Origin of the sequence: Acidimangrovimonas pyrenivorans, from assembly GCF_042643245.1 — a bacterium.
Taxonomy (GTDB): Bacteria; Pseudomonadota; Alphaproteobacteria; order Rhodobacterales; family Rhodobacteraceae; genus Acidimangrovimonas; species Acidimangrovimonas pyrenivorans.
Genome location: NZ_JBHRSK010000004.1, coordinates 209,902 through 234,691 on the forward strand (window position 1 = coordinate 209,902; position 24,790 = coordinate 234,691).

The window sequence follows — 24,790 nt, forward strand, 5'->3', positions numbered from 1 at the left end:
CGGCCTCGTCTCCGGCCTCGTCTCGGGGCGCGGGCCGAGGGAATTTCGCGATCCGGAAACGAAAAAGCCCCGCACCGGGCGGGGCTCTCCGGTCGTGAACCGCGGGCCGCTTACTCGCTTTTCACCTTGGCGAAGCTGCGGGTCAGGAATTCGGGCACGTGATCGCCCATGCCGACCACGACCTCCTCGTCGCGGCCGCCGCGGCGGCCACGGCCGCCCTTGCGCTCTTCGCGACGGTCTTCGCGGGGCGCGCGGCGCGGCTCTCGCGCCGGGCGCTCTTCCTGCGGCTCCGGCGCCGCGGCCTGAACCTGCTGCTCCTCACCGCTTTCCGGCGCCTCGCCGTCCTTGCGCCGGCTCCGGCCGCCGCGGCTGCGCTTGCCCTTCTCGCGCTCGCCGTCCTTGCGCCCGTCGTTGCGGTCGTCGCGCTTGCGGCGCTCGGGCGAGGCCTCGAATTCCGGCACCTCGCCGCGCGGGATCTCGGCCTTGATCAGGCTCTCGATCGCCGAGAGATACTTGTCGTCGGCCGGCGTCGCGATGGTGATCGCGCGGCCCTCGCGCCCGGCCCGGCCGGTGCGGCCGATGCGGTGGACGTAATCCTCGGCATGGCTGGGCACGTCGAAGTTGAAGACGTGGCTGACCGCCGGGATGTCGAGCCCGCGGGCGGCGACGTCGGAGGCGATCAGGAACTGGATCGTGCCGTCGCGGAACCCGTCCAGGGTCCGGGTGCGCACCGACTGGTCGAGGTCGCCATGGATCGGCGCGGCGTTGAAACCGTGCTGTTTCAGCGACTTGGCGACGACATCGACATCCATCTTGCGATTGCAGAAGACGATGGCGTTGGTGCAGGCCGCGCCCTCGGCCCTGATCAGTTCGCGCAGCACGGCCCGTTTTTCGGCGAAGGAACGGTCGCGGCGGCTGGGGGTGAAGGCGATCAGCCGCTGCTCGATGGTTTCCGAGGTGGTCGACTGGCGCGCGACCTCGACCCGGACCGGGTTGTGCAGGAAGGCGTTGGTGATGCGCTCGATCTCGGGCGCCATGGTGGCCGAGAAGAACAGCGTCTGGCGGGTGAACGGGGTGAGCTGGAAGATCCGCTCGATATCCGGGATGAAGCCCATGTCGAGCATCCGGTCGGCCTCGTCCACGACCATGATCTGGACGCCGGTGAGCAGCAGCTTGCCGCGCTCGAAATGGTCGAGCAGGCGGCCCGGCGTCGCGATCAGGACGTCGACGCCGCGGTCGATCAGCTTGTCCTGTTCGGCGAAGCTCACGCCGCCGATCAGCAGCGCCTTGGTCAGCTTGGTGTGCTTGGCATAGATGTCGAAATTCTCGGCCACCTGGGCGGCCAGTTCGCGCGTCGGGGCGAGGACCAGCGAGCGCGGCATCCGGGCCCGGGCCCGGCCCTTGCCCAGCATGGTGATCATCGGCAGCGTGAAGCTGGCGGTCTTGCCGGTGCCGGTCTGGGCGATGCCCAGCACGTCGCGGCCTTCGAGCGCCGGCGGAATGGCCTGGGCCTGGATCGGAGTCGGGGTTTCGTAGCCGGCATCGGCCACGGCCTTCAGCACCTTGGGGTCAAGGGCAAGATCGGTAAACTTCGTCATTCGCGTCCTGTCGGCGCGGCGTCGGACCGCGCGGGGTTCAAGGGACGCATACTCCCGGGCGTCCCGGCGTCATTCAGCCTCCAGATGAGGCAGGGTCGGGGTAACGGAAATTTGCCACCGCGTCAATGTGCCGGGGAATTGGTCCGCAAATTGGGCCGGTTGCGGCCGAAACCTCACCGGCTGCGGCAAGGATGACGGATCACCGGCGCGGGCTATGTTGAAGCGGGGCGCCGCAGGGCGCGCTGCAAGGGGAGGCTACCATGATCGAGAAATCCGGATCGGCGGTGTGGAGCGGCGGGCTGAAGGCCGGCAGCGGCACCGTCTCGACCGAGAGCGGGGCGCTGGACGGGATCGCCTACAGCCACGCCAGCCGTTTCGAGGGCAAGGCGGGCTGCAATCCCGAGGAGCTGATCGGCGCCGCCCATGCCGCCTGCTATGCGATGTTCCTGTCGGCGCTGATGGAAGGCGCCGGGATCAAGCCCGGCACGATCGCCACCACCTCGACCGTCACGCTCGACGCGACGACCGAGGGCGGGCCGACCGTGGTCGCCGCACATCTGGTCGCCACGGTGACCGGCGACGCGCCGGAGGAGAAGCTGCTCGAGCTGGCCGAGCAGGCCAAGGCGGGCTGCCCGATCTCGAAGCTGCTCAGGGCCGAGGTGACGCTCGAGGTTAGCGTCGGCTGAGGCGGGGCGGGCGGGTCGCTCGGGGCCGCGCGAGGGGCTGTCTGCCCCGCCGCCATTGCGCTTGGGCTATGGCGCAAGGAAAGGGCGAGGGGCTTTCTGCCCCGCCGCCATTGGCCTTGGACAATGGCGCAGGAAAGGGCGAGGGGCTGTCTGCCCCGCCGCCATTGGCCTTGGACAATGGCGCAAGGAAAGGGCGAGGGGCTGTCTGCCCCTCGCGCTCCCCGAGAGTATTTTGGCAAAGAAGACGGGGACGCGCGCTTCTGTCTTCTTCCGAGCTGAAGATGTCCCGCGGGTCCGGGGGCCGCGCCCCCGGCCTTGGCTCAGACCATCATTTCCTTGGTCGCGCTGAGTTTCAGCTCGGGATAGTCGCGCTCGACGCGGTCGATGTCCCATTGCAGCCGCGTCAGGTAGACGATGTCGCCGTCGTGGTCATGGGCGATATGGCCCTTGTTGACGTTGATGAACTTGTCGAGCTCGGCCTTGGGGCCGGTGACCCAGCGCGCCGAGGTGAATTGCGACGGCTCGAAGCGGACCGGCAGCGAGTATTCCTGCTCGATCCGGCTGGCGAGGACGTCGAATTGCAGCGCGCCGACGACGCCGACGATGAAGCCCGAGCCGACCGAGGGCTTGAACACCTTGGCCGCGCCTTCCTCGGCGAATTGCATCAGCGCCTTCTCCAGGTGCTTGGCCTTCATCGGATCGCCGGCGCGCACGCCCTGCAGCAGTTCCGGCGCGAAGCTGGGGATGCCGGTGAAGCGCAGTTGCTCGCCCTCGGTCAGCGCGTCGCCGATGCGCAACTGGCCATGGTTGGGGATGCCGATGATGTCGCCGGCCCAGGCCTCTTCCGCCAGCTCGCGGTCGGAGGCGAGGAACAGCACCGGGTTCGAGATCGCCATCGGCTTCTTCGACCGGACATGCAGCAGCTTCATGCCGCGGGTGAAATGGCCCGAGGCGAGGCGGACGAAGGCGACCCGGTCGCGGTGCTTGGGGTCCATGTTGGCCTGGACCTTGAAGACGAAGCCGGTGACCTTGGGCTCCTCGGGCGCGATCTGGCGCTCGCCGGCGTTCTGGGGCTGCGGCGGCGGGCCGTAGTTGCCGATCCCGTCCATCAGCTCCTTGACGCCGAAGCTGTTGATCGCGGACCCGAACCAGATCGGCGTCAGGTGACCTTCGAGGAAGCTCTGGCGGTCGAAGGGCGGCAGCAGGGCGCGGGCCATCTCGACCTCCTCGCGCAGCTTCTCGAGCTGGTCGGCGGGGACGTGCTCGGCCAGCTTGGGGTCGTCGAGCCCGTCGATCTTGATCGATTCCGCCACCTTGTTGCGGTCGGCCCGGTCCATCAGCTCGAGCCGGTCGTTGAGCATGTCGTAGCAGCCGAGGAACTCGCGGCCCATGCCGATCGGCCACGACGCCGGGGTGACGTCGATGGCGAGGTTTTCCTGGATCTCGTCGATGATCTCGAAGGTGTCGCGCGCCTCGCGGTCCATCTTGTTGCAGAAGGTGAGAATCGGCAGGTCGCGCAGGCGGCAGACCTCGAACAGCTTGCGGGTCTGGCTTTCCACCCCCTTGGCGCCGTCGATCACCATGATCGCGGCGTCGACCGCGGTCAGGGTGCGATAGGTGTCCTCGGAGAAATCCGAGTGGCCGGGGGTGTCGACGAGGTTGAAGCGGTAGTTGCCGAAATCGAAGGACATCGCCGAGGCCGAGACCGAGATGCCGCGATCCTGTTCCAGCTTCATGAAGTCCGAGCGGGTCCGCCGGGCCTCGCCCTTGGCGCGGACCTGGCCGGCCATCTGGATCGCGCCGCCGTAGAGCAGGAACTTCTCGGTCAGCGTGGTCTTGCCCGCATCCGGGTGCGAGATGATCGCGAAGGTCCGGCGGCGGCCGATCTCCGGGGGCAGGGCGGGGCGGTTCGATTGGTCCAGCATGGCCGCGCCTATAGCGTGGTGCGCGGCGCCGGGCAAGCAGCCGTGGCGCGCCTTTCCGCCGGCGGTGGCGGTGCGTTCACGCAATCGCGCGTTGATCGTTCCGTGGCGACCTCTAGGGTCAGGACGCGGCTCCGCGACTGGGGCGGGTCGCGTTCCGGGGTGCGAGTGGGGGAATGTGCGATGGCGCTTGGCGCGGGCAAAGTGATCTCGGGCGCGGGCAACGTGATCTGGATGGTCTTGGCGGCGGCCGCTCTGGCCGGATGCGGCGGCGGTGGCACGCCGACGGCGCAATCCAGTCCGGCAACCTATTACGACAGTTTCCTGCAGCCCGGATACGAGGCGCAGCGCGTATTCCTGGACGGCGACAGCGCGACCGGGCAGGCGGCGCTGCCGAACACCGCCTACAAGCGGATGCCGACCAGCGGCCACGCGACCTACAAGGGCTATGCCCTGCTCTATGCCAACCAGACCGGCGCGGTCGGCGCCGCGCCGCGCATCAGCCTCATCGGCGAGACCACGCTGACTGCCGATTTCGCCAATGCCAGGATGACCGGTGAGGCCAAGAACTTCGTCGGCGGCGAGATCACCGACAATGCCACGAACAGCAGCTATGTCTTCACCCGCCCCCCGGTCTACTACGACGGCAAGTTGACGATGTCCGACGGTTGCATCGGGACGTCGGGTGGGTGCGCCGACGTCACCCGTCCGAACCAGTTCGCCGGCACCATGAAGGGCAAGCTGACCGGCACGGATGGCAACACCGTCGTGACCACGGCGCGGGTCCAGGGCGATTTCCGCGGCACCCCGATCAAGGGCGTCTTCGGCCAGGCGATCAACGGTCCGATTACCGTCAACGGCACCCCGGTCAGCGGCGCGCTGACGATCACCGGAAAGCCGTGAGCGGCGGCCTTCGCGCTAGCCCGCCCGGCGCTTGAACAGCGCCGCGGGGCCAACCGTGTCGAGCATCCGCCGCCCGGCCTCGGTGCCGAAATGCTGGTGCTGGGACAGGCCGGGGAAGCGTGCCTTGACCTCCTCGGCCAGCTCGTCGGGCAGGTGGGTCAGGGTGGCGTCGTTGATCATCAGGCTCTCGGCCGGGATGCCCTCGGCATAGACGATCTCGTGGCGGTCGAAGACCAGGCTGAAATAGTCGACGAAGCCGCCCTCGCGCAGGAAGACCCGCTCGCCGTCGACCAGGTGCTTGGCCTGGACCAGCAGCTCGGCGGTCTCGGTCAGGCGCTGGCCGCGCTGGTAGAGGAACATGCGATGATGCTGGCCGACGATCAGGTCGCCGGCATTGCCGAGCGTCCCGGCGGTGATGACGACGGGGGCGAAGGCGCCGACGGCGCGCAGCGTCGCCTGGCCGAGCCAGCGCAGCGGCTGGGCCCCGTGATCGCGGGTCAGGATGCGGTCACCGGGGGCCAGGCTCTCGATCGGCACCTGGCGGCCGCCGGCCAGCGCGATCATCGTGCCGCGGGCGAAGGAGATGCAGACCAGGTCGGCCAGTCGCACCTCGCCCGGGTCGGCGGTCGCCCGGATCAGCGTGTAATCGGTGCGCGGCGCCATCGGCGACAGCGGCAGGGCATAGGTGTCCGAGGCCGTGGCGCGACTCCCGGCTTCGGCCGGGCAGGACCGGTGGCGCAGCACCAGCAGCTCCACGGTATCGCCGTCGGGCGCCATCAGCGTCATCCGCCCGCTCAGCGTCACCGGTTCGCCGGGGCGGCCGATCGAGGATCCCTCCAGCAGCCGCAGCCCGCGGCCCGGCGCCTCGGCTTCCGGGGCCAGCACCAGCCGCAAGGGCCGGGACTCGGGCGCAAGCTGGTAGACATCGCCCGGGCAGACCGCGTCGACCTCGCCGATCGGGTCGCCCAGATTGGCGCCCGACTGGACGTAGATGTCGTCGGCCCGGAACACCTGGCAGGCATAGCCGGGAACGGGGGCGGGTCTGTCGGTCGAGCGGGGCTCGGAACGCGTCATCGGGGTCGTCCGTCGGTTGTCGGTCTTCGCGGCCGGGATAGCTTTCGAATGCGGCGGGATAAAGTCAACGTCGGGGCGGTTTTGCACCGCACCGGGCGACTGTGGCGCCGGAAGCGCCGGCAGGGCCTTCCCGTGCCCCGGCGGCGATGCTAGGCCATGGGGCGCCGGCCGCGGCGGCCGGGCAGAACGAGGGAGGATGCGATGGATCTGGGAATTCGCGGCAAGAGGGCGCTGGTCTGCGCCTCGTCGAGGGGACTGGGCCGGGGCTGCGCCGAGGCGCTGGCCGCGGCCGGGGTCGAGCTCGTGCTCAACGCCCGTGGCGCCGAGGCGCTCGAGGCCACCGCCGCCGGGCTCGGCGCCGATCACGGCGTCTCGGTCACCGCCGTCGCCGCCGACATCACCACCGAGGACGGCCGCGCCAGGGTGCTCGAAGCGGCGGGCGATATCGACATCCTCGTCACCAATGCCGGCGGCCCGCCGCCGGGCCTGTGGTCGGACTGGGACCGCGACGATTTCATCGCCGCGCTCGACGCCAACATGCTGACGCCGATCGCGCTGATGCAGGCGGCGCTGCCGGGGATGATGGAACGGGGCTGGGGCAGGGTGGTCAACATCACCAGCCAGTCGGTGAAATCGCCGATCCCGGTGCTCGGCCTGTCGAACTCGGCCCGCGCCGGGCTGACCGGCTTCGTCGCCGGCACCGCGCGCCAGGTCGCGCCCTCGGGCGTCACCATCAACAACCTGCTGCCCGGCATCCACGCCACCGACCGCGCCGATGCGCTCGACGGCGGGGTGGCCAAGGCGGAAGGCATCAGCCTCGACGAGGCCCGCGCCCGCCGCGCCGCCACCATTCCCGCCCGGCGCTACGGCACGGCGCAGGAGTTCGGCGCCGCCTGCGCCTTCCTGTGCTCGCAGCACGCCGGCTTCATCGTCGGCCAGAACATCCTCCTCGACGGCGGCGCCCTCAACTACACGCTCTGAACCCGACCGCTCTTCCTTTCTGCTCGCAAATATCCTCGGGGGGGGGCGGGGGGCAGACAGCCCCCCGCCTTCCTTGCGCGCGCCATTGTCCAAGGCCGCTGGTGCCGGGCCGGGCAGCCCGCCGGCCGCGCGGCGCTTGCCGCCCGGGTCGCGCCCTGCTATGCGGAATAATCCCGAGGGAATTGATCGGATTAAAGGCAGGCCGGCGTGAGCAGCACCCCATCCAACCCGTCCCCGCGGCTGCAGGTCGAGGGTCTGACGCGGCGCTTCGGCGGCACCGCGGTGGTCGATGACGTCTCGCTGACCGTGGCGCCGGGGCAGGTCACCTGCCTGCTCGGCCCCTCGGGCTGCGGCAAATCGACGACGCTGCGGATGATTGCCGGGGTCGAGCATCCCGATGCCGGCCGGATCGCGCTCGACGGAAGGGTGGTGTCGGAAGGCGGGCTGCACCTGCCGCCGGAGCAACGCGCCGTCGGGCTGATGTTCCAGGACTTCGCCCTGTTCCCGCATCTGACGGTGGCCGGCAACGTCGCGTTCGGCCTCGGCGGCAGCCGCGACGACAAGGCGCGGCGGGTCGGCGAGCTGCTCGAGAAGGTCGACCTCTCCGGCTTCGGCGACAAGCACCCGCACGAGCTGTCGGGCGGCGAGCAGCAGCGGGTGGCGCTGGCCCGGGCGCTGGCGCCGCGGCCGCGGATCATGCTGATGGACGAGCCGTTCTCGGGCCTCGACAATCGGCTGCGCGACGGCATCCGCGACGCCACCCTGGAGGTGCTGAAGGAAGAGGGCACGGCGGTGCTGCTGGTCACCCACGAGCCGGAAGAGGCGATGCGCATGGCCGACGAGATCGCGCTGATGCGGGCCGGGAGGATCGTCCAGCGCGGCGCGCCCTACAATGTCTACAACGCGCCGGTCGACCGGGCGGCGGCGGCCTTCTTCTCGGATATCAATGTGTTGCGCGGCGAAGTTCGGGGCGCGCTGATCGAGACCGCCTTCGGTCGCTTCCTCGCGCCCGGCCATGCCGATGGCAGCGCGGTCGAGATCGTGATCCGGCCGCAGCACCTCAAGATCGACTTCGACCGCAGCGGCCGCGGCCCCGACCCGACGCCCGAACATGGCAGCCCGGCGCGCGGGGTGGTGGCGCGGGCGCGGTTCCTCGGCGGCCAGAGCCTGGTCGAGTTCCGGCTGGAATTCGACGGCTCGCTGCTCAAGGCCACGGTTCCGGGCGTCTTCCTGCCGCGGCCGGGCACCGCGCTGTGGCTGATGTTCCGCCGCGACCGCTGTTTCGTCTTCCCCGCCGGCTGAGGGGCGAGCTGAGGCGCCGGCAGCGAGGCAACGGGCGCACGGCCGGCCCGCGCCGGAACACATTCGCGTGAGACGGCCGCATCGCCGGGCCGGCTGCGACCTTTCGGCGCTGCGGCGCGGCGCGGTCGGCTTCCGGTGGCGGGCGGGCCGCGTTCCAACGGCAGATCGCGAGAAGTCGGCGAAAATCCGGTGCTTCGCCCTTGGGCAGCGGCCGCGCCGCAGCGCCGAAACGGGCATCACGGGCACAAAGAAATGCGTCCGGCGGACGGATTCGGGCTTTGATCTTGGCGCGCAAGTCAATAAATGGAAGCAACGTGAACCATAAGGGGGCGGGTCCGCACCGGGCCCGCGAAGGGAGAAATCCATGCTCAACAACATCGGCATTCCCGGCCTGCTGCTGATCGCCGTGGTCGTTCTGGTCCTGTTCGGACGCGGCAAGGTCAGCTCGCTCATGGGCGAAGTCGGCAAGGGCATCACCGCCTTCAAGAAAGGCATGAAGGACGGCACCGAGGAGCTCGAGAAGGCCGACGCCGAGAGCGCCCGCGACGTGACGCCGGAAGAAGAAAAGAAAGACAAGGTCTGATTGTCCGGAGCCGTGGCGCGGCCCGCGAGGGCGCGCCGGCCGGCGGGCGCGGAGTGAGATCGCATGTTTGATATCGGCGGGTCCGAGCTTCTCGTAATCGGTGTGGTGGCGTTGATCGTGGTCGGTCCCAAGGACCTGCCGCGGATGTTCCATGCGCTCGGCCAGGTGACCGCCAAGGCGCGGAGCATGGCGCGCGACTTCCAGCGCGCGATGGAGAGCGCCGCCGACGAGGCCGGCGCCGGCGACGTCGCCCGCGACCTCAAGGCGCTGACCTCGGCCAAGTCGTTCGGTCTCGACGCGATGAAGTCGGCGAGCGAGCGGCTGGAAAGCTGGGACGAGGTCAAGCGGTCGAACAAGGACGGGCTCAAGCCCGATCCCGAGGCGCCGCGCGGCCCGGCCACCGAGGCGCTGGCCAAGGAACGGGCCGAGAAGGCCGAGGCCGAGATGGCCAAGCTGGACGAGCGCCGCAAACCCGGCGAACAGCTGGACGGCGATCCCGAACCGGCCAAGCCGGCGCGCAAGCCCGCGGCCAGGAAATCGACCGCCAAGGCGGGCACCAGGTCGACCACCGCGAAAGCTTCGTCGGCGAAGTCGACGGCCTCGAAGTCGGCGGCCTCGAAAGCGACGGCGACGAAGAGCGCCGCGGCCAAGACCGCGACCCGCAAGACGACCGGCGCCGCGGCCAAGCCGGCGGCGAGCAAGGCAACCGCCGGCAAGGCGACCGCCAGCAAAACGGGCGCCAAGACGACCAAGACCGCCTCCACCCGGGCCAAATCCACCAAGCAGAGTGACGCATGAGCACCGAAGAGATCGACGAAAGCAGCGCGCCCCTGATCGAACATCTGGCCGAGCTGCGCACCCGGCTGATCTACTCGGTGCTGGCCTTCGTCGTGGGCATCGTGATCTGTTACACGGTCGCCAACCCGATCTTCAACTTCCTCACCCGGCCGGTCTGCGGCGCGCTCGCCGATCGCGGCCAGGATTGCAGCCTGACGATGATCAAGCTGCAGGAGGGCTTCTTCGTCGCCATCCGCATCTCGGCCTTCGGCGGCTTCGTGCTGGCCTTCCCGGTCATCGCCTACCAGCTGTGGCGCTTCATCGCCCCGGGGCTCTACAAGTCCGAGCGCGGCGCCTTCCTGCCGTTCCTGATCGCCTCGCCGGTGATGTTCTTCTTCGGCGCGGCCTTCGCCTATTACGTCATCCTGCCGATGGCCTTCCGCTTCTTCCTCGGCTTCCAGCAGGGCTCGCCGGTGCCGATCGACGATGGCACGGTGGCGGCCGGTAAGGCGGCGGCGAGCCATGCCGGCAAGATGCTCGAGACCGCGGGCATCACCTTCCACGGCTCGATCGAGGAATACCTGGCGCTGACGACCAAGTTCATCATCGCCTTCGGCCTCTGCTTCCAGCTGCCGGTGCTGCTGACGCTGATGGGCAAGGCCGGGCTGGTGACCGCCAAGGGCCTGGCCGGCGTGCGCAAATGGGCCGTCGTCGGCATCCTGGTGCTGGCTGCCGTCGTCACCCCGCCCGACGTCGTCTCGCAGTCGATCCTGTTCGTCGTCGTCTACGGGCTCTACGAGGTCTCGATCTTCCTGGTCGGCCGGGTCGAGAAGCGGCGCGAGGCTGAGCTGCGCGCTCAGGGCCTGTGGTTCGACGAGAGCGAGTTCGACGAGGACGAGGACGAAGAGGGCGAAGAGGCCGCTGAGGGCGGCGACACGGACGACGACGCGGACCGCAAGGAATGATTGATCCGCTGATCCGCATCGCCGAGGCGCTCGAGCGTCTGAGCCCGCCACCGCAACAGGCGCCGGATTTCTCGGGCGCCGAGGCCTTCGTCTGGCATGTCTCGCCCGACCGGCTGGCGCCGGTGCCCGATGTGGCGCGGGTCGAGATCGGCCTGCTGATCGGCGTCGACCGGGCGCGCGACATCCTGCTCGAGAACACGCTGCAATTCGCCCGCGGCCTGCCGGCCAACAACGCGCTGCTCTGGGGCGCGCGCGGCATGGGCAAGTCGAGCCTGGTCAAGGCGGTCCATGCCGAGGTGCTGGCACGCGGCGAGAAGCTCAAGATCGTCGAGATCCAGCGCGAGGATCTCGGCTCGGTCTCGCGCCTGCTCCACCTGTTGCGCGACAGCGAGGAACGCTTCCTGCTGTTCTGCGACGACCTGTCGTTTTCCCATGACGACCAGCATTACAAGAGCCTCAAGGCGGTGCTCGATGGCGGCATCGAGGGCCGGCCGGCGAACGTGGTGTTCTACGCCACCTCGAACCGCCGCCACCTGATGCCGCGCGACATGATCGAGAACGAACGCTCGACCGCGATCAGCCCGTCCGAGGCGACCGAGGAGAAGGTCTCGCTGTCGGACCGCTTCGGGCTCTGGCTGGGCTTCCACCCCTGCAGCCAGGACGACTATCTCGACATGATCCGCGGCTATTGCGACGCCTATGGCGTCGAGATCAGCGACGCCGATCTGCGCGCCGAGGCGATCGAGTGGCAGGCGACGCGCGGCGCCCGTTCGGGCCGCGTCGCCTGGCAGTATTTCACCGATCTCGCCGGCCGCCGCGGCGTGCGGCTCTAGCGGCCAGCCTCGCCCGGTCCAGCCTTTCGCCCGGCGCCCCGCCGGGCGGCATCCGACCCTTCCCCCGAGAGGGCGCATTCCGTGATCGGCCAAGGGGCACGGCTGGCAGGCGGGTCTTGACCGACCTCTCAAGGCGACCGTTGCAAGCGCCCACCCGGGGTCGGGCGTCACCCGTCACCGTGGCGTGTCCGCCCCGGACAACTCCAAGGCCCCTTGAGAGTCGCCCCGATAAGCCTTATCGGAGAGCCCTGATTTCTCAGGGGCCCATCATGAAATTCCTCGATCTCGCCAAAGTCTACATCCGCTCGGGCGGCGGCGGCTCCGGTTGCGTCAGCTTCCGGCGCGAGAAATATGTCGAGTTCGGCGGCCCGGATGGCGGCGACGGCGGCACCGGCGGCTCGGTCTGGGCCGAGGCGGTCGAGGGGCTCAACACCCTGATCGACTTCCGCTACCAGCAGCATTTCTTCGCCAAGTCCGGCCAGCCCGGCATGGGCAAGCAGCGCACCGGCAAGTCGGGCGACGACATCGTGCTGCGGGTGCCGGTCGGCACCGAGATCCTCGAAGAGGACGAAGTCACCCTGATCGCCGACCTGACCGAACCGGGCCAGCGCGTGCTGCTGGCCAAGGGCGGCAATGGCGGCTGGGGCAACCTGCATTTCAAGACCGCGACCAACCAGGCGCCGCGCCGCGCCAATCCCGGCCAGGAGGGTATCGAGCGCACGATCTGGCTGCGGCTCAAGCTGATCGCCGATGCCGGCCTCGTCGGCCTGCCCAATGCCGGCAAGTCGACCTTCCTCGCCGCGACCTCGAACGCCCGGCCCAAGATCGCCGATTACCCGTTCACCACCCTGGTGCCGAACCTCGGCGTCGTCGGCGTCGACGGCAAGGAATTCGTCATGGCCGACATTCCCGGCCTGATCGCCGGTGCCAGCGAGGGCCGCGGGCTGGGCGATTTGTTCCTCGGCCATGTCGAGCGCTGTTCGGTGCTGCTCCACCTCGTCGACGGCACCTCCGAGACGATGATGGAGGATTACCGCACCATCCTCGCCGAACTCGCCGCCTATTCGCCGGCGCTGGCCGAGAAGCCGCGCATCACCGCGCTCAACAAGATCGACGCGCTCGATCCCGAGACGCTGGCCGAGCGCCGCGCCGCGCTCGAGGCCGAGGCCGGTCGGGTGATCCCGATGTCGGGGGCGAGCGGGCAGGGCGTGCAGGACGTGCTGCGCGCCCTCTGGGCCCGGATCGCCGAGGGCCGCGAGGTCGACGGGGATCAGGAGGACGCGCCGTGGCGGCCGTGACGGCGGCCCGGCCGCAGCTGGCTCAGGCCAGGCGGCTGGTGATCAAGATCGGTTCGGCCCTGCTGGTCGAGGGCAAGCCCGGCGAACGCGAGGCCGGGCCGCTGCGCGCCGCCTGGCTCAGGGCGCTGGCCGAGGACGTGGCGATGCTGCGCGCTCGCGGCACCGATGTCATCCTGGTCTCTTCCGGCTCGATCGCGCTCGGCCGCGCCGTGCTCGGCCTGCCCGCCGGCGCCCTGCCGCTGGAGCAGAGCCAGGCCGCCGCCGCTGTCGGCCAGATTCGCCTCGCCCGCGCCTACGAGGAGGCGCTGGCGCCGCATGGCATCACCACCGCCCAGGTGCTGATGACGCTCGAGGACACCGACAGCCGCCGCCGCTACCTCAATGCAAGGGCGACGCTGGAGACGCTGCTGGGGCTGGGCGTGGTGCCGATCGTCAACGAGAACGACACCGTGGCCACCGACGAGATCCGCTTCGGCGACAACGACCGGCTGGCGGCCCAGATCGCGGTGACGGTGGGGGCCGACCAGCTCGTGCTGCTGTCGGATGTCGACGGCCTCTACAGCGCCAATCCGCAGACCGACCCGCACGCCCGGCATTTCGACCTGATCGACGAGATCACGCCCGAGATCGAGGCGATGGCCGGCGATCCGGTCTCGGGCGTCTCGAAGGGCGGGATGAAGACCAAGCTTTTCGCCGGCAAGACGGCGACGGCGGGGGGCTGCGCCATGGCGATCACCGCCGGGATGGGGATGCGCCCGCTCCAGGCGCTGGAGGCGGGCGCGCCCTGCACCTGGTTCCTGCCGCAGGGCGATCCTCATGCCGCCCGCAAACGCTGGATCGCGGCGATGAAGCCGCGCGGCGCGCTGGTGGTCGATGCCGGCGCCGCCCGGGCCCTGGCCCAGGGCAAGTCGCTGCTGCCGGCCGGGGTGACCGCCGTCACCGGTGCCTTCGGCCGTGGCGATCCGGTCGAGATCCAGGGCCCGGACGGCGCGGTGCTGGGCAAGGGCCTGACCCGCTACACCGCGCCCGAGGCCCGGGCGATCAAGGGCCACCGCTCGGGCGAGATCGAGGCGCTGCTCGGCTACCCGGGCCGTGCCGCGCTGGTCCACCGCGACGACATGGTGGTCTGAGCCGGAGATCTGCGCTATCTAGCCTGGCGCAGGGAACGCCCGCCACGGCGGGCGTGGGCCTCCGGCGGGAGGATTTGGACAAGGAAGAAGGGCAGGGGCGCTTCTGATTTCTTCTTTGTCCAAATACTCCGGGGGTCCGGGGGCAGCGCCCCCGGCCTTGGCAGCTTGTGGGACGGCGGGGCCTTCGATGGAGACGGCGATGAAGGACATGGATGACGTGACGGCGATGATGGCCGGGATCGGGGCGCGGGCGAAGGCGGCGGCGGCGGAACTGGCCTTTGCCCCGGCCGAGGCCAAAACGGCGGCGCTGAATGCCGCCGCCGACGCGGTCTGGGCGGCGCGGGCCGAGATCATCGCGGCCAATGCCAGGGATCTCGAGTTCGGCCGCGCCAAGGGGCTATCGGCCGCGATGATGGACCGGCTGATGCTGGACGAGGGCCGGATCGAGGGCATCGTCGCCGGGCTGCGCGCGGTGGCGGCGCAGGCCGACCCGGTCGGCGCGGTGATCGCCGAATGGGACATGCCCTCGGGCCTGCATATCCGGCGCGTGCGCACGCCGCTCGGCGTCGTCGGGGTGATCTACGAGAGCCGGCCCAACGTCACCGCCGATGCCGGCGCGCTCTGCCTCAAGGCCGGCAACGCGGTGATCCTGCGCGGCGGCTCGGAGAGCTTCCATTCCTCGACCGCGATCCATGCCTGCCTGGTCGCGGGGCTCAAGGCCGCCGGCCTGCCCGAAGACGCGATCCAGCTGGTGCCGACCCGCGACCGGGCGGCGGTGGCCGAGATGCTGAAGATGACCGACTTCATCGACGTCATCGTGCCGCGCGGTGGCAAGGGGCTGGTCGGGCTGGTCCAGCGCGAGGCGCGGGTGCCGGTCTTCGCCCATCTCGAGGGCATCGTCCATGTCTATGTCGACAAGTCGGCCGACCCGGAGAAGGCGCGCAAGGTGGTGCTGAACGCCAAGACAAGGCGGACCGGGATCTGCGGCGCCGCCGAATGCCTGCTGATCGACCGTGCCATCGCCGGGACGCTGGGCGCGCAGCTGGTCGCCGACCTGGTCGCGGCCGGGGTGCGGGTCCATGCCGACGCCACGCTGGCACAGGTGCCCGGCACCGTGCCGGCGACCGAAGAGGACTGGGGCCGGGAATATCTCGACATGGATATCGCGGCCAGGGTGGTCGACGGCGTCGACGCGGCCATCGCCCATATCCGGCGCTACGGCTCGAACCATACCGACGCGATCCTGGCCGAGGACGATGCGACGGCCGAGCGTTTTTTCGCCCGGCTCGATTCGGCGATCCTGATGCGCAACGCCTCGACCCAGTTCGCCGATGGCGGCGAGTTCGGCATGGGCGCCGAGATCGGCATCGCCACCGGCAAGATGCATGCCCGCGGTCCGGTCGGGGCCGAGCAGCTGACCAGCTTCAAGTACCTGGTGACCGGCGACGGCGCGACCCGGGGCTGAGCTGCGCCGGGCTACCAGCGCAGCCGCAGCGCGCCGTCCTCCAGCTCGGCCGTCAGCCGCCGCTGCTGCCGCGCCAGTTCGAGCGGCAGCAGCGCGTATTGCACTTGGGCGGCGGAGAGCTCGGCCGCTTCCGGCGCGGCGGTGCCCTCCAGCAGCTTCCAGAGCGCCGGGTCGGGCTGCAGACGGGGCGCCCGGCCCCGTGCCTCCCAGCCGCGCGCATCGGCCGAGAAGGTGACGCGGCCGCCGAAGGGCATCGCGGTTTCGAGGCATTGCAGGGCCAGGAAGGCCAGCTTGACCTCGCGCCGCGGCAGGTCGCCCGGCACGTGCCAGTCGGCCTTGAGCCGGCCGGTCGCGGTCAGGTCCGCGAGGATCGCCACGATCTCGGGCCGGCCCAGGCGCGCATCGGCGGCGGCGGCACCGAAGGCGATGCGGAAGAAGCGGATGCGGGCATGGGCGTTGCGCACGCTCTGCGTGATCAGGTCGAGTTCGGCCCCGCCGCCGGCGCCGTCGAGGCCGAGCAGTTCGATCCCGTTGCCGATCGCGCCGAGAGGGCCGATAAGGTCATGGCAGATGCGCGAGCCGACAAGGGCCGACAACTGCGGGGCGGGAGGAACGGCGGGAACGGTCATGGCAAACACTCTCGAATTGACGCACTGGTTACGAAGGGATCGGCAATGGCGGACCTGAACGACATCCTCGAACCGGGCATGCTCGTCCGCCATCCCGACCGGCCCGAATGGGGGCTGGGCCAGGTCCAGTCGAAGATCGGCGACAGGATCACGGTGAATTTCGAACATGCCGGCAAGGTGGTGATCGACGGCCGGCACGTGTTCCTGCAGCTGCATTCCGACACGTGACGCCAGCTTAGGTTGCATCTCGCGCCCGATGCAATCGTCTTGTGCCGCGCCATCAAGATCCCTCTGCCGCGTTGTTGTTGCAATCGCGCCGGCCAGCGCCTACAACCCGGCGACCCGCAGGACCGAGCATGACGCCCCGTTTCGATGATCGCTGACGATCCCCATTTCGAGCTCCGCCTGGCCCGCGACGCGCAGGACCTGGAGGCCGCGCAACGGCTGCGCTACCGGGTCTTCGTCGAGGAGCTGGGCGGGTCGGGCAGCCTGGTCGATCACGAGCGGCGGCTGGAGCGTGACGCCTTCGATCCGGTCTTCGACCACATGATCCTGGTCGACACCCGCCGCGACGCCGCGGCGCTGGATCACGTCGTCGGCGTCTACCGGCTGCTGACCGGCGACCGGGCCGCGGAGTTCGGCCGCTTCTATTCGGAAACCGAATACGATCTGGCGCCGCTGAAGGCCAGCGGCCGGCGGCTGCTGGAGCTGGGCCGCTCCTGCGTCGATGCCGACTATCGCGGCGGCACGGCGATGTTCCATCTCTGGAACGGGCTGGCGGATTACGTGCTCGACCACGGCATCGAGGTGCTGTTCGGCGTCGCCAGCTTCCACGGCACCGATATCGAGGCGCTGCGGATGCCGCTGGCCTATCTCCATGCCAGGCATCTCGCGCCCGAGGAGCTGCGGGTGCGGGCCCGGCCCGAGCATTTCCAGCGCATGGACCTGGTGCCGGAGGACCAGATCGACCGCCGCGCCGCCATGGTCGGCACGCCGGCGCTGATCAAGGCCTATCTGCGGCTCGGCGGGGTCGTCGGCGAGGGCGCCTTCGTCGATCACGACTTCAACACCACCGATGTCTGCCTGCTGATGGACACGGCATTGATGTCCGAGAAGCACAAGGGCTTCTATACCCGCAAACACGCCGAGGGGCGCAAGGCGGGCGGAGGCAAGGCAGGCGGGCGCGAGGCGGACGGGGGCAAGGCGGAGGCGCCCAGGTGAGCGTCTGGCAGGGGGTCGAGGAGCCGGCGCCGCAGCCCCTGGGCGCTGCCGGCTGGACCCGGGCGCTGCTGCGCGGGGCGGTGCTGGGCACGGTCACCTATGGTTGCCTGCTGCTGCTCTTGCTGGTGCGGCTGGTCGAGCGGCCGCTCTGCGGTCTCAACCGGCCGCTGACGCCCCATATCACCCAATTCGTCTGTCGCGCGGCGCTGGTGATCCTCGGCATCCGGCTGACGGTGCGCGGCCGGCCGATGCAGATGAAGGGGGCGGTGGTCGCCAACCATGCCTCCTGGCTCGACATCTTCACCCTGAACGCGGTGCAGCGGATCTATTTCGTCGCCAAGGCCGAGGTTGCTGGCTGGGCCGGGATCGGCTGGCTGGCGCGGGCGACCGGGACCGTGTTCATCGCCCGGCGCGGGCGCGAAGCAAAGGCGCAGAAGGAACTCTTCGAGGCCCGGCTGCGGGCCGGCCACAAGCTGCTGTTCTTCCCCGAGGGCACCAGCACCGACGGGCTGCGGGTGCTGCCGTTCAAGTCGACCCTGTTCGAGGCGTTCTATACCCACGGGCTGGAACACGTGATGCATATCCAGCCGGTGTCGGTGGTCTACCGCGCGCCCGAGGGCGCGGACCGCCGCTTCTACGGCTGGTGGGGCGAGATGGACTTCGCGCCGCATCTGCTCAAGGTGCTGGCGGCGCGGCGGCAGGGCGCGGTCGAGATCGTCTTTCACGACCCGGTCAATGTCGATGATTTCCCCGGCCGCAAGGCGCTGGCGGCCCATTGCGAGGCCGCGGTGCGCGGGCCTCTGGCGGGGCTGGCGGAGGACTGAACCTTGCCGAAAGGGTGGCGCCCGACCCTGGGTGGGCGCTCGCGACGGCTGGATTCGGCGCAGGCTGTTAAGCCTTACGGTCGTTCCACTTGACCGACATCGGATTGCGCCCTCCCGGGGGGGAGGGGCGGGCGCCGCCCGGCGTGCCGCCGGGCGAAAGGCAAGTGCTGAGAGACCGCGCTGCCTGTCTCAGCCCAGTGGCGCCAGCAGCTCCTTGAGCGCCTGTGCCGCATCCTCGGCGGCCCAGATTTCCTCGCCGATGGCGAAGAAATCGGTGATCGGCGCCAGGGCCGCGACCCGCTCGACCGTCAGCGCACCCTCGGCGACGACGGGGACCTCGATCATCTCCGACCACCAGGCGAAAAGCTCGTCCGGCGCCTGGCTGCCGTCGCCCAGCGGCGAGGCGCCGACCGGGCCGAAGGCGACGTAATCCGCCCCCATCTCGCCTGCCGTCATGCCGTCATGGCGCGAGCCGCCGCAGAAGGTGCCGACGATGGCATCGTCGCCGAGCGCCTTGCGCGCCTTGCGCACGCTGCGCGCGCCGTCGGTCAGGTGGATGCCGTCGAGCCCGTGGCGCTCGACCAGCAGCTGGTGCTTCTCGATCACCAGGGCGATGTCGCGGGCATGGGCGACCTCGCGCAGGGCATCGGCGGCGCGGCCCAGTTCGCCCTCGTCCTGGCTCGCCAGCGCCAGCCGGATGCAGGCGGTCTCGACCGCGTCGAGCACGGCGGCGAGGCGGTCGGGAAAGCTGTCCAGCGAAAAGGCGGGAGGGGTGATGAGATAGATCTGCGGGCGCTCGGTCTCGGCCATGGCGATATCCTAAGGTCTTTGGCGCCGCTGTAGCGGTTTTTCACGGCTTTGGCCATGGGGGAAGGGCCGCGGGCGCGGCTGGAGAACGCCGGGGGCGCTGCCCCCGGACCCCCGGGATACTTGCATGAAGATGAAAGGGAAAAGGCTTGGCGCTTGAACCACGGGGGCGGGCGGCGTATCAGGCGCGGGTCTTTCAGGGAGCGATCATGAGCCAGCCAGCCTTCATCCTCGTGCGGCCGCAGATGGGCGAGAATATCGGCGCCGCGGCGCGGGCGATGCTGAATTTCGGCCAGCAGCGGATGCGGCTGGTCGATCCGCGCGACGGCTGGCCCAACCCCAAGGCGGCGGCGATGGCCAGCGGCGCGGGGCGGGTGCTGGACGGGGCCGGGCTGTTCGGCTCGGTGGCCGAGGCGATCGCCGATTGCCATTACGTCTTCGCCACCACGGCGCGGCCGCGCGGCATCACCAAGCCGGTGCTGACGCCGGAACGGGCGATGGAACAGGCGCGGGCGTTGATGGCCGAGGGCAAGACCGTCGGCGTGATGTTCGGGCCCGAGAGGGCCGGGCTGGAGAACGAGGACGTCGCCCTGGCCAACGCGATCATCTCGGTGCCGGTCAACCCCGACTTCGCCTCGCTCAACCTCGGTCAATGCGTGCTGCTGGTGGCCTACGAGCTGGGCCGGCAGGGCTCGGAGGTGGCGCCGGAGGTGATGGCGCTGGCCAATACCGATTTCGCCGAGGGGATCGAGATCGAGAAGCTGGGCGACCACTTCGAGGAGGATCTCGAGGCGGCCGGCTTCTTCTTCCCGCCGCAGAAGGCGCCGGGGATGAAGCTCAACCTGCGCAACATGTGGGCGCGGCTGCCGCTGACCCGGGCCGATGTCCAGACCCTGCACGGCATGCTGCGCCAGATCGCCCGGGCCAGGCGCCGGGACTGATCCGGCGGCGCCGGGGCCGGCAGGTTCACGAAGACGGGATCGCCGCCTGAGGCGATCGCCGCGCCGAGGCGGCGATGGCGGCGATCGGCGCTCTTGCGGCGCCGTGGCGGGGAGCCTAGTGTCCGCGCGCGGAACGGAGGGGTGCATGGCGGAAAAACGCAGCATTTTCGAAGAGGTCGGCGCCGAGGGCGCGGCGACGAAACAGGCGCCGAAGGGCGGCATGATCAGCCGCGACACCAGCGGCGCGCGCAAGGCGATTCGGCTCTGGCTGATGCTGATCTTCGCCCTGGTCGTGACCATGATCGCGGTCGGCGGCCTGACCCGGCTGACGGATAGCGGGCTGTCGATCACCCAGTGGAAGCCGATTACCGGGGCGATGCCGCCGATGAACGCTGCCGACTGGCAGCACGAATTCGCCCTCTACAAGCAGAGCCCGCAATACGAGATCCTCAACAAGGGCATGACCCTGAGCGAGTTCAAGTTCATCTACTGGTGGGAATGGAGCCACCGCCAGATCGGCCGTTTCATCGGCCTGGTCTGGGGCCTGGGCTTCCTGTTCTTCTGGCTGACGAGGAAGATCCCCACCGGCTGGACCAAGCGGCTGCTGTGGCTGGGGGCGCTTGGCGGGTTGCAGGGCGCGATCGGCTGGTGGATGGTGTCGTCGGGGCTGACCGGGCGGATGATCTCGGTCGCCTCCTACCGGCTTGCCACCCACCTTGGCATCGCCTTCATCATCCTCGGCTTCACCGCCTGGTACATCCTGCTGCTCGGCCGCTCCGAATCCGAGCTGATCCAGGCCCGGCGCTCGCGCGAGAAACGGCTGTTCGGCATGGCCACCGGGTTGATGCACCTCGCCTTCCTGCAGATTCTGATGGGCGCGATGACCGCCGGGATCGACGCCGGGCGCTACTTCCCGACCTGGCCCGACATGAACGGCCAGTTCTTCCCGGCCGACGCCTTCTACGTCCCCGACAGCCCGTGGTTCTACGCCTTCTTCGAGAATGCCGGCCTGGTCCAGTTCATCCACCGCATGGTGGCCTATACGCTGTTCGCCTACGGCCTCTTCGTCTGGACCCGGGCACGGCGCTCGTCCCATGCCTCGGTGCGGCGGGCGTTCTCGATGGTCGCCGGCATGCTGCTGATCCAGGTCACGCTGGGGATCTTCACCGCGCTCAATGCCGCGCCGCTCGACATCGCCATCACCCACCAGCTGGGCGCGGTGCTGCTCTGGGTGCTGGTGCTGCGCGCCCGCAATCTTGCCCAGTACCCCCGGCTGGGGTCGATCCGGAAAGGAACCGCCTGATGAGTGCAATGCAGGAACTGATGGCCTACCAGCGCGATACCGAGGCGCTGGGACAGATCGCCGGCCGGCTGGGCTGGGACCAGGAGACGGTGATGCCGCGCGGCGCGACCGAGCAGCGCGGCGAGGAGATCGGCGCGCTGGAAGGCGTGCTGCATGCCCGCCGCACCGATCCGCGGATCGGCGACTGGCTGGCCAAGGCCGAGCCCGCCGACGAGGTCGAGGAAGCCCATCTGCGCCATATCCGCCGCAGCTACGAACGCCAGACCCGGATCCCGGCGCGGCTGGCGACCGAGCTGGCCCGCGTCACCAGCCTGGCCCAGGGCATCTGGGCCGAGGCACGCGGCCGCAACGACGTCGGGATGTTCCTGCCGACGCTGAAGCAGGTCGTCGCTCTGAAGCGCGAGGAAGCGGCGGCGCTGGCGAATGGCGGCGACCTTTACGATGCGCTGCTCGACGATTACGAGCCCGGCGCCACGGCCGAGAGCATCGGTGCGATGTTCGACCGGCTGCGGCCGCGGCTGGTGGCGCTGCGCGAGGCGGTGCTGGGGGCGGCGCATCAGCCGGCGCCGCTGGAGGGCCATTTCCCGGCCGAGGCGCAGATGCGGCTGGCGCGGATGCTGGCCAGCGCCTTCGGCTACGACTGGACGCGCGGCCGGCTCGACCTCGCCGTGCACCCGTTCTCGTCGGGCTCGGGCAACGACGCCCGGATCACCACCCGCGTGGTCGAGGCCGAGCCGCTGAACTGCATCTACTCGACGGTGCACGAGACCGGCCACGCCTGCTACGAGCTGGGCATCGACCCCGATTACCTGCTGACGCCGCTGGGCAATGGCGTCTCGATGGGGGTGCATGAAAGCCAGAGCCGGATCTACGAGAACCAGCTCGGCCGCTCGCGCGCCTTCACCGGCTGGCTGTTCCAGCGCATGACCGAGGAGTTCGGCGCCCTGTCGGTGGCCGATGCCGAGGCGTTCTACGGCACCGTCAACCGGGTCCAGCCGGGCTATATCCGGACCGAGGCGGACGAGGTGAACTACAACCTCCACGTCATGCTGCGCTTCGATCTCGAGCGCCAGATGATCGCCGGCACGCTGGAGGTGGCCGACCTCGAGGAGGCATGGAACGCCCGCTTCCTGGCCGATTTCGGCGTCGCGGTCGACCTGCCGGCCAACGGCATGCTGCAGGACGTGCATTGGTCGGTCGGCCTGTTCGGCTACTTCCCGACCTATTCGCTGGGCAATGTCTATGCCGGCTGCCTCAACAAGGCGCTGCGGGCCGAGGTGCCGGATGTCGACGCGGCGCTGGCGCGCGGCACCGCGGCGCCGGCCACCGAATGGCTGCGCGACAAGGTCCAGCGCCACGGCGGCCTCTACCAGCCGCGCGAGGTGATCGCCCGGGCTTGCGGCGAAGAGCCCAGCGAGGCGCCGCTGCTCGACTATCTCGAAGCCAAGTTCGGCGACATCTACAAGCTGTGAGGGCAGGGGGCTTCGGCCCCCTGTTCGATGACGGACCACCCCCAGGGAGGAAGCGAATGCGAGCCATCTTCGACGACCGCCAGGCCGCCCACGACCCGCAGAACTTCATCGCCGCCGGCGAAAGGCGGCCGAACCCGGAAACGCCGCGGCGGATCGAGATCCTGGGCGCAGCGGCGCGGGAAGCGGGCTGCGGTTTCGAGGCGCCCACAGATCACGGCCTCGGTCCGATCGCGGCGGTGCACTCGGCCGAGTACCTGACCTTCCTGCGCACCATCCACGCCCGCTGGAGCCGGCTCAACGGCGCCTCGGACGAGGTCATTCCCAACGTCCATCCCGACCGCCGCACCGTCTCCTATCCCAGCGGGCCGGTGGGGCAGGCCGGCTATCACCAGGCCGACACCGCCTGCCCGATCTCCTCGGGCACCTGGGAAGCGGCCTACTGGTCGGCCCAGACGGCGCTGAGCGGCGTCGACGCGGTGCTGGGCGGCGCGCGCGCGGTCTATGCGCTGAGCCGGCCGCCGGGGCACCACGCCTTCGCCGATCTTGCCGGCGGCTTCTGCTTTCTCAACAATTCCGGCATCGCCGCCGAGGCGCTGCTGCGGGCGGGCAAGCGGCCGGCGATCCTCGATGTCGACGTCCATCACGGCAACGGCACCCAGGGCATGTTCTACCACCGCCGCGACGTGCTGACGGTATCGATCCATTGCGATCCCGACAATTTCTACCCGTTCTTCTGGGGCCACGCGCAAGAGCGCGGCGAGGGCGAGGGGCTGGGCTACAACCTCAACCTGCCGCTGGCGCGCGGCACCGGCGACGCGGACTACCTGCGCACGCTCGACAGCGCGCTGGCGCGGATCGCCGATTTCGGCGCCGACGTCATCGTCGTCGCGCTGGGGCTGGACGCGCATGAGAACGACCCGTTCAAGGCGCTGCGGGTGACGACGCCGGGCTTCGCCCGCATCGCCGCCGCCATCGCCGGGCTCGGCCTGCCGGCGGTGATCGTGCAGGAAGGCGGCTACGTGCAGGACGACCTGGGAAAGAACCTGACCAGCTTCCTGACCGGCTACGACAAGGCGCTGGGGTAACGCCCGCGCCGCGAGCCGGGCGATTTGCCAGCGGTTGAACAGCAGAACCGGGCAGCGCCCGGCCCGGCGGGCCGCCGGGCGAAACAGGTGGACGGGTGACCCGTCCTCACCCCATCGCCGACCAGCCGCCGTCGATGATCAGGGTCTGCCCGGTCATCCAGCCCGCTGCCGGCGAGGACAGGAACACCGCCGCCCCGGCAATGTCGTCGGGATCGCCGAGGCGGCCGAGGGCGTAGCTCTTCGCCACCTTCTCGGCCCGCTGCGGGTCCTCCCACAGGGCGCGGGCGAAATCGGTCTTGACCAACGCCGGCGCGATGCCGTTGACCCGGATGTTGTCGCCGCCATAGGCGACGGCGAGGTTGCGCACCAGCTGGGTGTCGGCGGCCTTGGTCACGGCATAGATGCCGAGCATGTCCGAGCCCTTGAAGGCGGCGATCGACGAGATCACCACGATGGCGCCGTCGCGCTTGGCCTGCATCCCCGGGATCACCCGCTTGGCCAGCCGCATGTTCGCGCGGATATTGACCCGCACCGTCTTGTCGAAGGCGTCGTCGGGCGTGTCGAGGAAGGGGCCGTAATAGGGGTTCACGGCGGCATTGCAGACCAGGATGTCGACCGGGCCCAGCTCGGCCTCGCTGCGGTCGACCAGCGCCTCCAGCTCGGCATCCTCCGAGATGTTCGCCGCGATCGCCACCGCCGTGCCGCCGGCTGCCCGGATGCCCGCGGCGACTGCGTCGCAGGCCTCCTGCCGGCGCGACGAGATCACGACCTGCGCCCCGGCCTCGGCCAGCGCCTCGGCCGTCGCCCGGCCGATGCCCTTGGTCGAGCCGGTCACCAGCGCCACCTTGCCCGTCAGATCGAAAAGCCGCATCCTGTCCTCCCTGTCTGTTTTCGGCGTTTCCCCCCGGTCAACCGCCGATCCCGGGGCTTCCGCCCAATCTCCCCTTGTCATCTGCATTGATGCGAAACTAAGTTCTGCAATGCAAAACAT

The 24,790-nt window shown here is 69.8% G+C and carries 24 protein-coding genes; 18 read left to right on the plus strand and 6 right to left on the minus strand.

Going from position 1 to position 24,790, the window contains the following annotated elements; genetic code table 11:
- Positions 1 to 110: 110 nt before the first annotated feature.
- Positions 111 to 1,598, minus strand: a complete 1,488-nt coding sequence (locus ACFOES_RS03970; protein ID WP_377831878.1) for a DEAD/DEAH box helicase — start codon at positions 1,596 to 1,598, stop codon at positions 111 to 113.
- Positions 1,599 to 1,858: 260 nt separating this feature from the next.
- On the opposite strand from ACFOES_RS03970, the gene ACFOES_RS03975 reads away from it, so the two are divergent.
- A complete protein-coding gene (locus tag ACFOES_RS03975; protein WP_377831879.1) occupies positions 1,859 to 2,284 on the plus strand; it encodes an OsmC family peroxiredoxin in 426 nt (141 codons plus the stop codon).
- Positions 2,285 to 2,604: 320 nt separating this feature from the next.
- Here ACFOES_RS03975 and ACFOES_RS03980 read toward each other — a convergent pair whose 3' ends face one another.
- Positions 2,605 to 4,209 carry a peptide chain release factor 3 gene (locus tag ACFOES_RS03980; RefSeq protein WP_377831880.1) on the minus strand — a complete coding sequence of 535 codons (1,605 nt, stop codon included), beginning with the start codon at positions 4,207 to 4,209 and terminating at the stop codon, positions 2,605 to 2,607.
- Between the two features lie 180 nt (positions 4,210 to 4,389).
- Between ACFOES_RS03980 and ACFOES_RS03985 the strand changes: the two genes are divergently transcribed.
- The gene (locus ACFOES_RS03985) at positions 4,390 to 5,109 is read left to right on the plus strand and encodes a hypothetical protein (RefSeq protein ID WP_377831881.1); all 720 of its coding nucleotides are present in this window, start codon (positions 4,390 to 4,392) and stop codon (positions 5,107 to 5,109) included.
- Between the two features lie 15 nt (positions 5,110 to 5,124).
- On the opposite strand, the gene ACFOES_RS03990 is transcribed toward ACFOES_RS03985, so the two are convergent.
- Entirely contained in the window at positions 5,125 to 6,183 is a 1,059-nt protein-coding gene (locus ACFOES_RS03990) for a Hint domain-containing protein (RefSeq protein WP_377831882.1), read from the minus strand.
- A gap of 201 nt (positions 6,184 to 6,384) precedes the next feature.
- On the opposite strand from ACFOES_RS03990, the gene ACFOES_RS03995 reads away from it, so the two are divergent.
- The 9 genes from ACFOES_RS03995 to ACFOES_RS04035 all read left to right on the plus strand — a co-directional run bounded on the left by ACFOES_RS03995 (position 6,385) and on the right by ACFOES_RS04035 (position 15,517).
- On the plus strand, positions 6,385 to 7,164 hold the full coding sequence (locus tag ACFOES_RS03995) for an SDR family oxidoreductase (RefSeq protein WP_377831883.1): 780 nt from the start codon (positions 6,385 to 6,387) through the stop codon (positions 7,162 to 7,164).
- Positions 7,165 to 7,371: 207 nt separating this feature from the next.
- Positions 7,372 to 8,466, plus strand: coding sequence for an ABC transporter ATP-binding protein (locus ACFOES_RS04000; RefSeq protein ID WP_377831884.1), 1,095 nt, complete (start codon positions 7,372 to 7,374; stop codon positions 8,464 to 8,466).
- 364 nt (positions 8,467 to 8,830) lie between these two features.
- Positions 8,831 to 9,049, plus strand: coding sequence for a twin-arginine translocase TatA/TatE family subunit (tatA, locus tag ACFOES_RS04005; RefSeq protein ID WP_377831885.1), 219 nt, complete (start codon positions 8,831 to 8,833; stop codon positions 9,047 to 9,049).
- Between the two features lie 63 nt (positions 9,050 to 9,112).
- Entirely contained in the window at positions 9,113 to 9,847 is a 735-nt protein-coding gene (tatB, locus tag ACFOES_RS04010; RefSeq protein ID WP_377831886.1) for a Sec-independent protein translocase protein TatB, read from the plus strand.
- A complete protein-coding gene (gene tatC / locus ACFOES_RS04015; protein WP_377831887.1) occupies positions 9,844 to 10,791 on the plus strand; it encodes a twin-arginine translocase subunit TatC in 948 nt (315 codons plus the stop codon). Before tatB ends, tatC begins: the two co-directional genes overlap by 4 nt.
- Positions 10,788 to 11,624: an ATP-binding protein gene (locus ACFOES_RS04020; RefSeq protein ID WP_377831889.1), complete on the plus strand. Its 837-nt coding sequence runs from the start codon at positions 10,788 to 10,790 to the stop codon at positions 11,622 to 11,624. The genes tatC and ACFOES_RS04020 overlap by 4 nt, the downstream gene beginning before the upstream one ends.
- Positions 11,625 to 11,893: 269 nt before the next feature.
- Complete coding sequence (gene obgE, locus ACFOES_RS04025; RefSeq protein ID WP_377831890.1) at positions 11,894 to 12,922, plus strand: GTPase ObgE; 1,029 nt, start codon at positions 11,894 to 11,896, stop codon at positions 12,920 to 12,922.
- Positions 12,910 to 14,052, plus strand: a complete 1,143-nt coding sequence (gene proB, locus ACFOES_RS04030; RefSeq protein ID WP_377831891.1) for a glutamate 5-kinase — start codon at positions 12,910 to 12,912, stop codon at positions 14,050 to 14,052. Before obgE ends, proB begins: the two co-directional genes overlap by 13 nt.
- A gap of 199 nt (positions 14,053 to 14,251) precedes the next feature.
- Complete coding sequence (locus ACFOES_RS04035) at positions 14,252 to 15,517, plus strand: glutamate-5-semialdehyde dehydrogenase (RefSeq protein WP_377831892.1); 1,266 nt, start codon at positions 14,252 to 14,254, stop codon at positions 15,515 to 15,517.
- Positions 15,518 to 15,528: 11 nt separating this feature from the next.
- On the opposite strand, the gene ACFOES_RS04040 is transcribed toward ACFOES_RS04035, so the two are convergent.
- Positions 15,529 to 16,146 carry a histidine phosphotransferase family protein gene (locus ACFOES_RS04040; RefSeq protein ID WP_377831893.1) on the minus strand — a complete coding sequence of 206 codons (618 nt, stop codon included), beginning with the start codon at positions 16,144 to 16,146 and terminating at the stop codon, positions 15,529 to 15,531.
- A gap of 54 nt (positions 16,147 to 16,200) precedes the next feature.
- On the opposite strand from ACFOES_RS04040, the gene ACFOES_RS04045 reads away from it, so the two are divergent.
- The 3 genes from ACFOES_RS04045 (at position 16,201) to ACFOES_RS04055 (ending at position 18,191) form a co-directional block, all read left to right on the plus strand.
- Complete coding sequence (locus ACFOES_RS04045) at positions 16,201 to 16,374, plus strand: DUF3553 domain-containing protein (protein ID WP_377833001.1); 174 nt, start codon at positions 16,201 to 16,203, stop codon at positions 16,372 to 16,374.
- A 144-nt stretch (positions 16,375 to 16,518) separates the two neighbouring features.
- Positions 16,519 to 17,367, plus strand: a complete 849-nt coding sequence (locus tag ACFOES_RS04050) for a GNAT family N-acetyltransferase (protein WP_377831894.1) — start codon at positions 16,519 to 16,521, stop codon at positions 17,365 to 17,367.
- Positions 17,364 to 18,191, plus strand: coding sequence for a lysophospholipid acyltransferase family protein (locus ACFOES_RS04055; protein WP_377831895.1), 828 nt, complete (start codon positions 17,364 to 17,366; stop codon positions 18,189 to 18,191). The genes ACFOES_RS04050 and ACFOES_RS04055 overlap by 4 nt, the downstream gene beginning before the upstream one ends.
- 189 nt (positions 18,192 to 18,380) lie before the next feature.
- Here ACFOES_RS04055 and ACFOES_RS04060 read toward each other — a convergent pair whose 3' ends face one another.
- The gene (locus tag ACFOES_RS04060) at positions 18,381 to 19,001 is read right to left on the minus strand and encodes a thiamine phosphate synthase (protein WP_377831896.1); all 621 of its coding nucleotides are present in this window, start codon (positions 18,999 to 19,001) and stop codon (positions 18,381 to 18,383) included.
- 206 nt (positions 19,002 to 19,207) lie between these two features.
- Here ACFOES_RS04060 and ACFOES_RS04065 point away from each other — a divergent pair, with 206 nt between their 5' ends.
- The 4 genes from ACFOES_RS04065 to ACFOES_RS04080 all read left to right on the plus strand — a co-directional run bounded on the left by ACFOES_RS04065 (position 19,208) and on the right by ACFOES_RS04080 (position 23,799).
- The gene (locus ACFOES_RS04065) at positions 19,208 to 19,939 is read left to right on the plus strand and encodes an RNA methyltransferase (protein ID WP_377831897.1); all 732 of its coding nucleotides are present in this window, start codon (positions 19,208 to 19,210) and stop codon (positions 19,937 to 19,939) included.
- 145 nt (positions 19,940 to 20,084) lie between these two features.
- Complete coding sequence (ctaA, locus tag ACFOES_RS04070; protein WP_377831898.1) at positions 20,085 to 21,242, plus strand: heme A synthase; 1,158 nt, start codon at positions 20,085 to 20,087, stop codon at positions 21,240 to 21,242.
- Positions 21,242 to 22,714 carry a carboxypeptidase M32 gene (locus ACFOES_RS04075; RefSeq protein ID WP_377831899.1) on the plus strand — a complete coding sequence of 491 codons (1,473 nt, stop codon included), beginning with the start codon at positions 21,242 to 21,244 and terminating at the stop codon, positions 22,712 to 22,714. Before ctaA ends, ACFOES_RS04075 begins: the two co-directional genes overlap by 1 nt.
- A 56-nt stretch (positions 22,715 to 22,770) precedes the next feature.
- A complete protein-coding gene (locus ACFOES_RS04080; protein WP_377831900.1) occupies positions 22,771 to 23,799 on the plus strand; it encodes a histone deacetylase family protein in 1,029 nt (342 codons plus the stop codon).
- A gap of 106 nt (positions 23,800 to 23,905) precedes the next feature.
- On the opposite strand, the gene ACFOES_RS04085 is transcribed toward ACFOES_RS04080, so the two are convergent.
- Positions 23,906 to 24,670, minus strand: a complete 765-nt coding sequence (locus ACFOES_RS04085) for an SDR family NAD(P)-dependent oxidoreductase (RefSeq protein ID WP_377831901.1) — start codon at positions 24,668 to 24,670, stop codon at positions 23,906 to 23,908.
- Positions 24,671 to 24,790 lie beyond the last annotated feature (120 nt).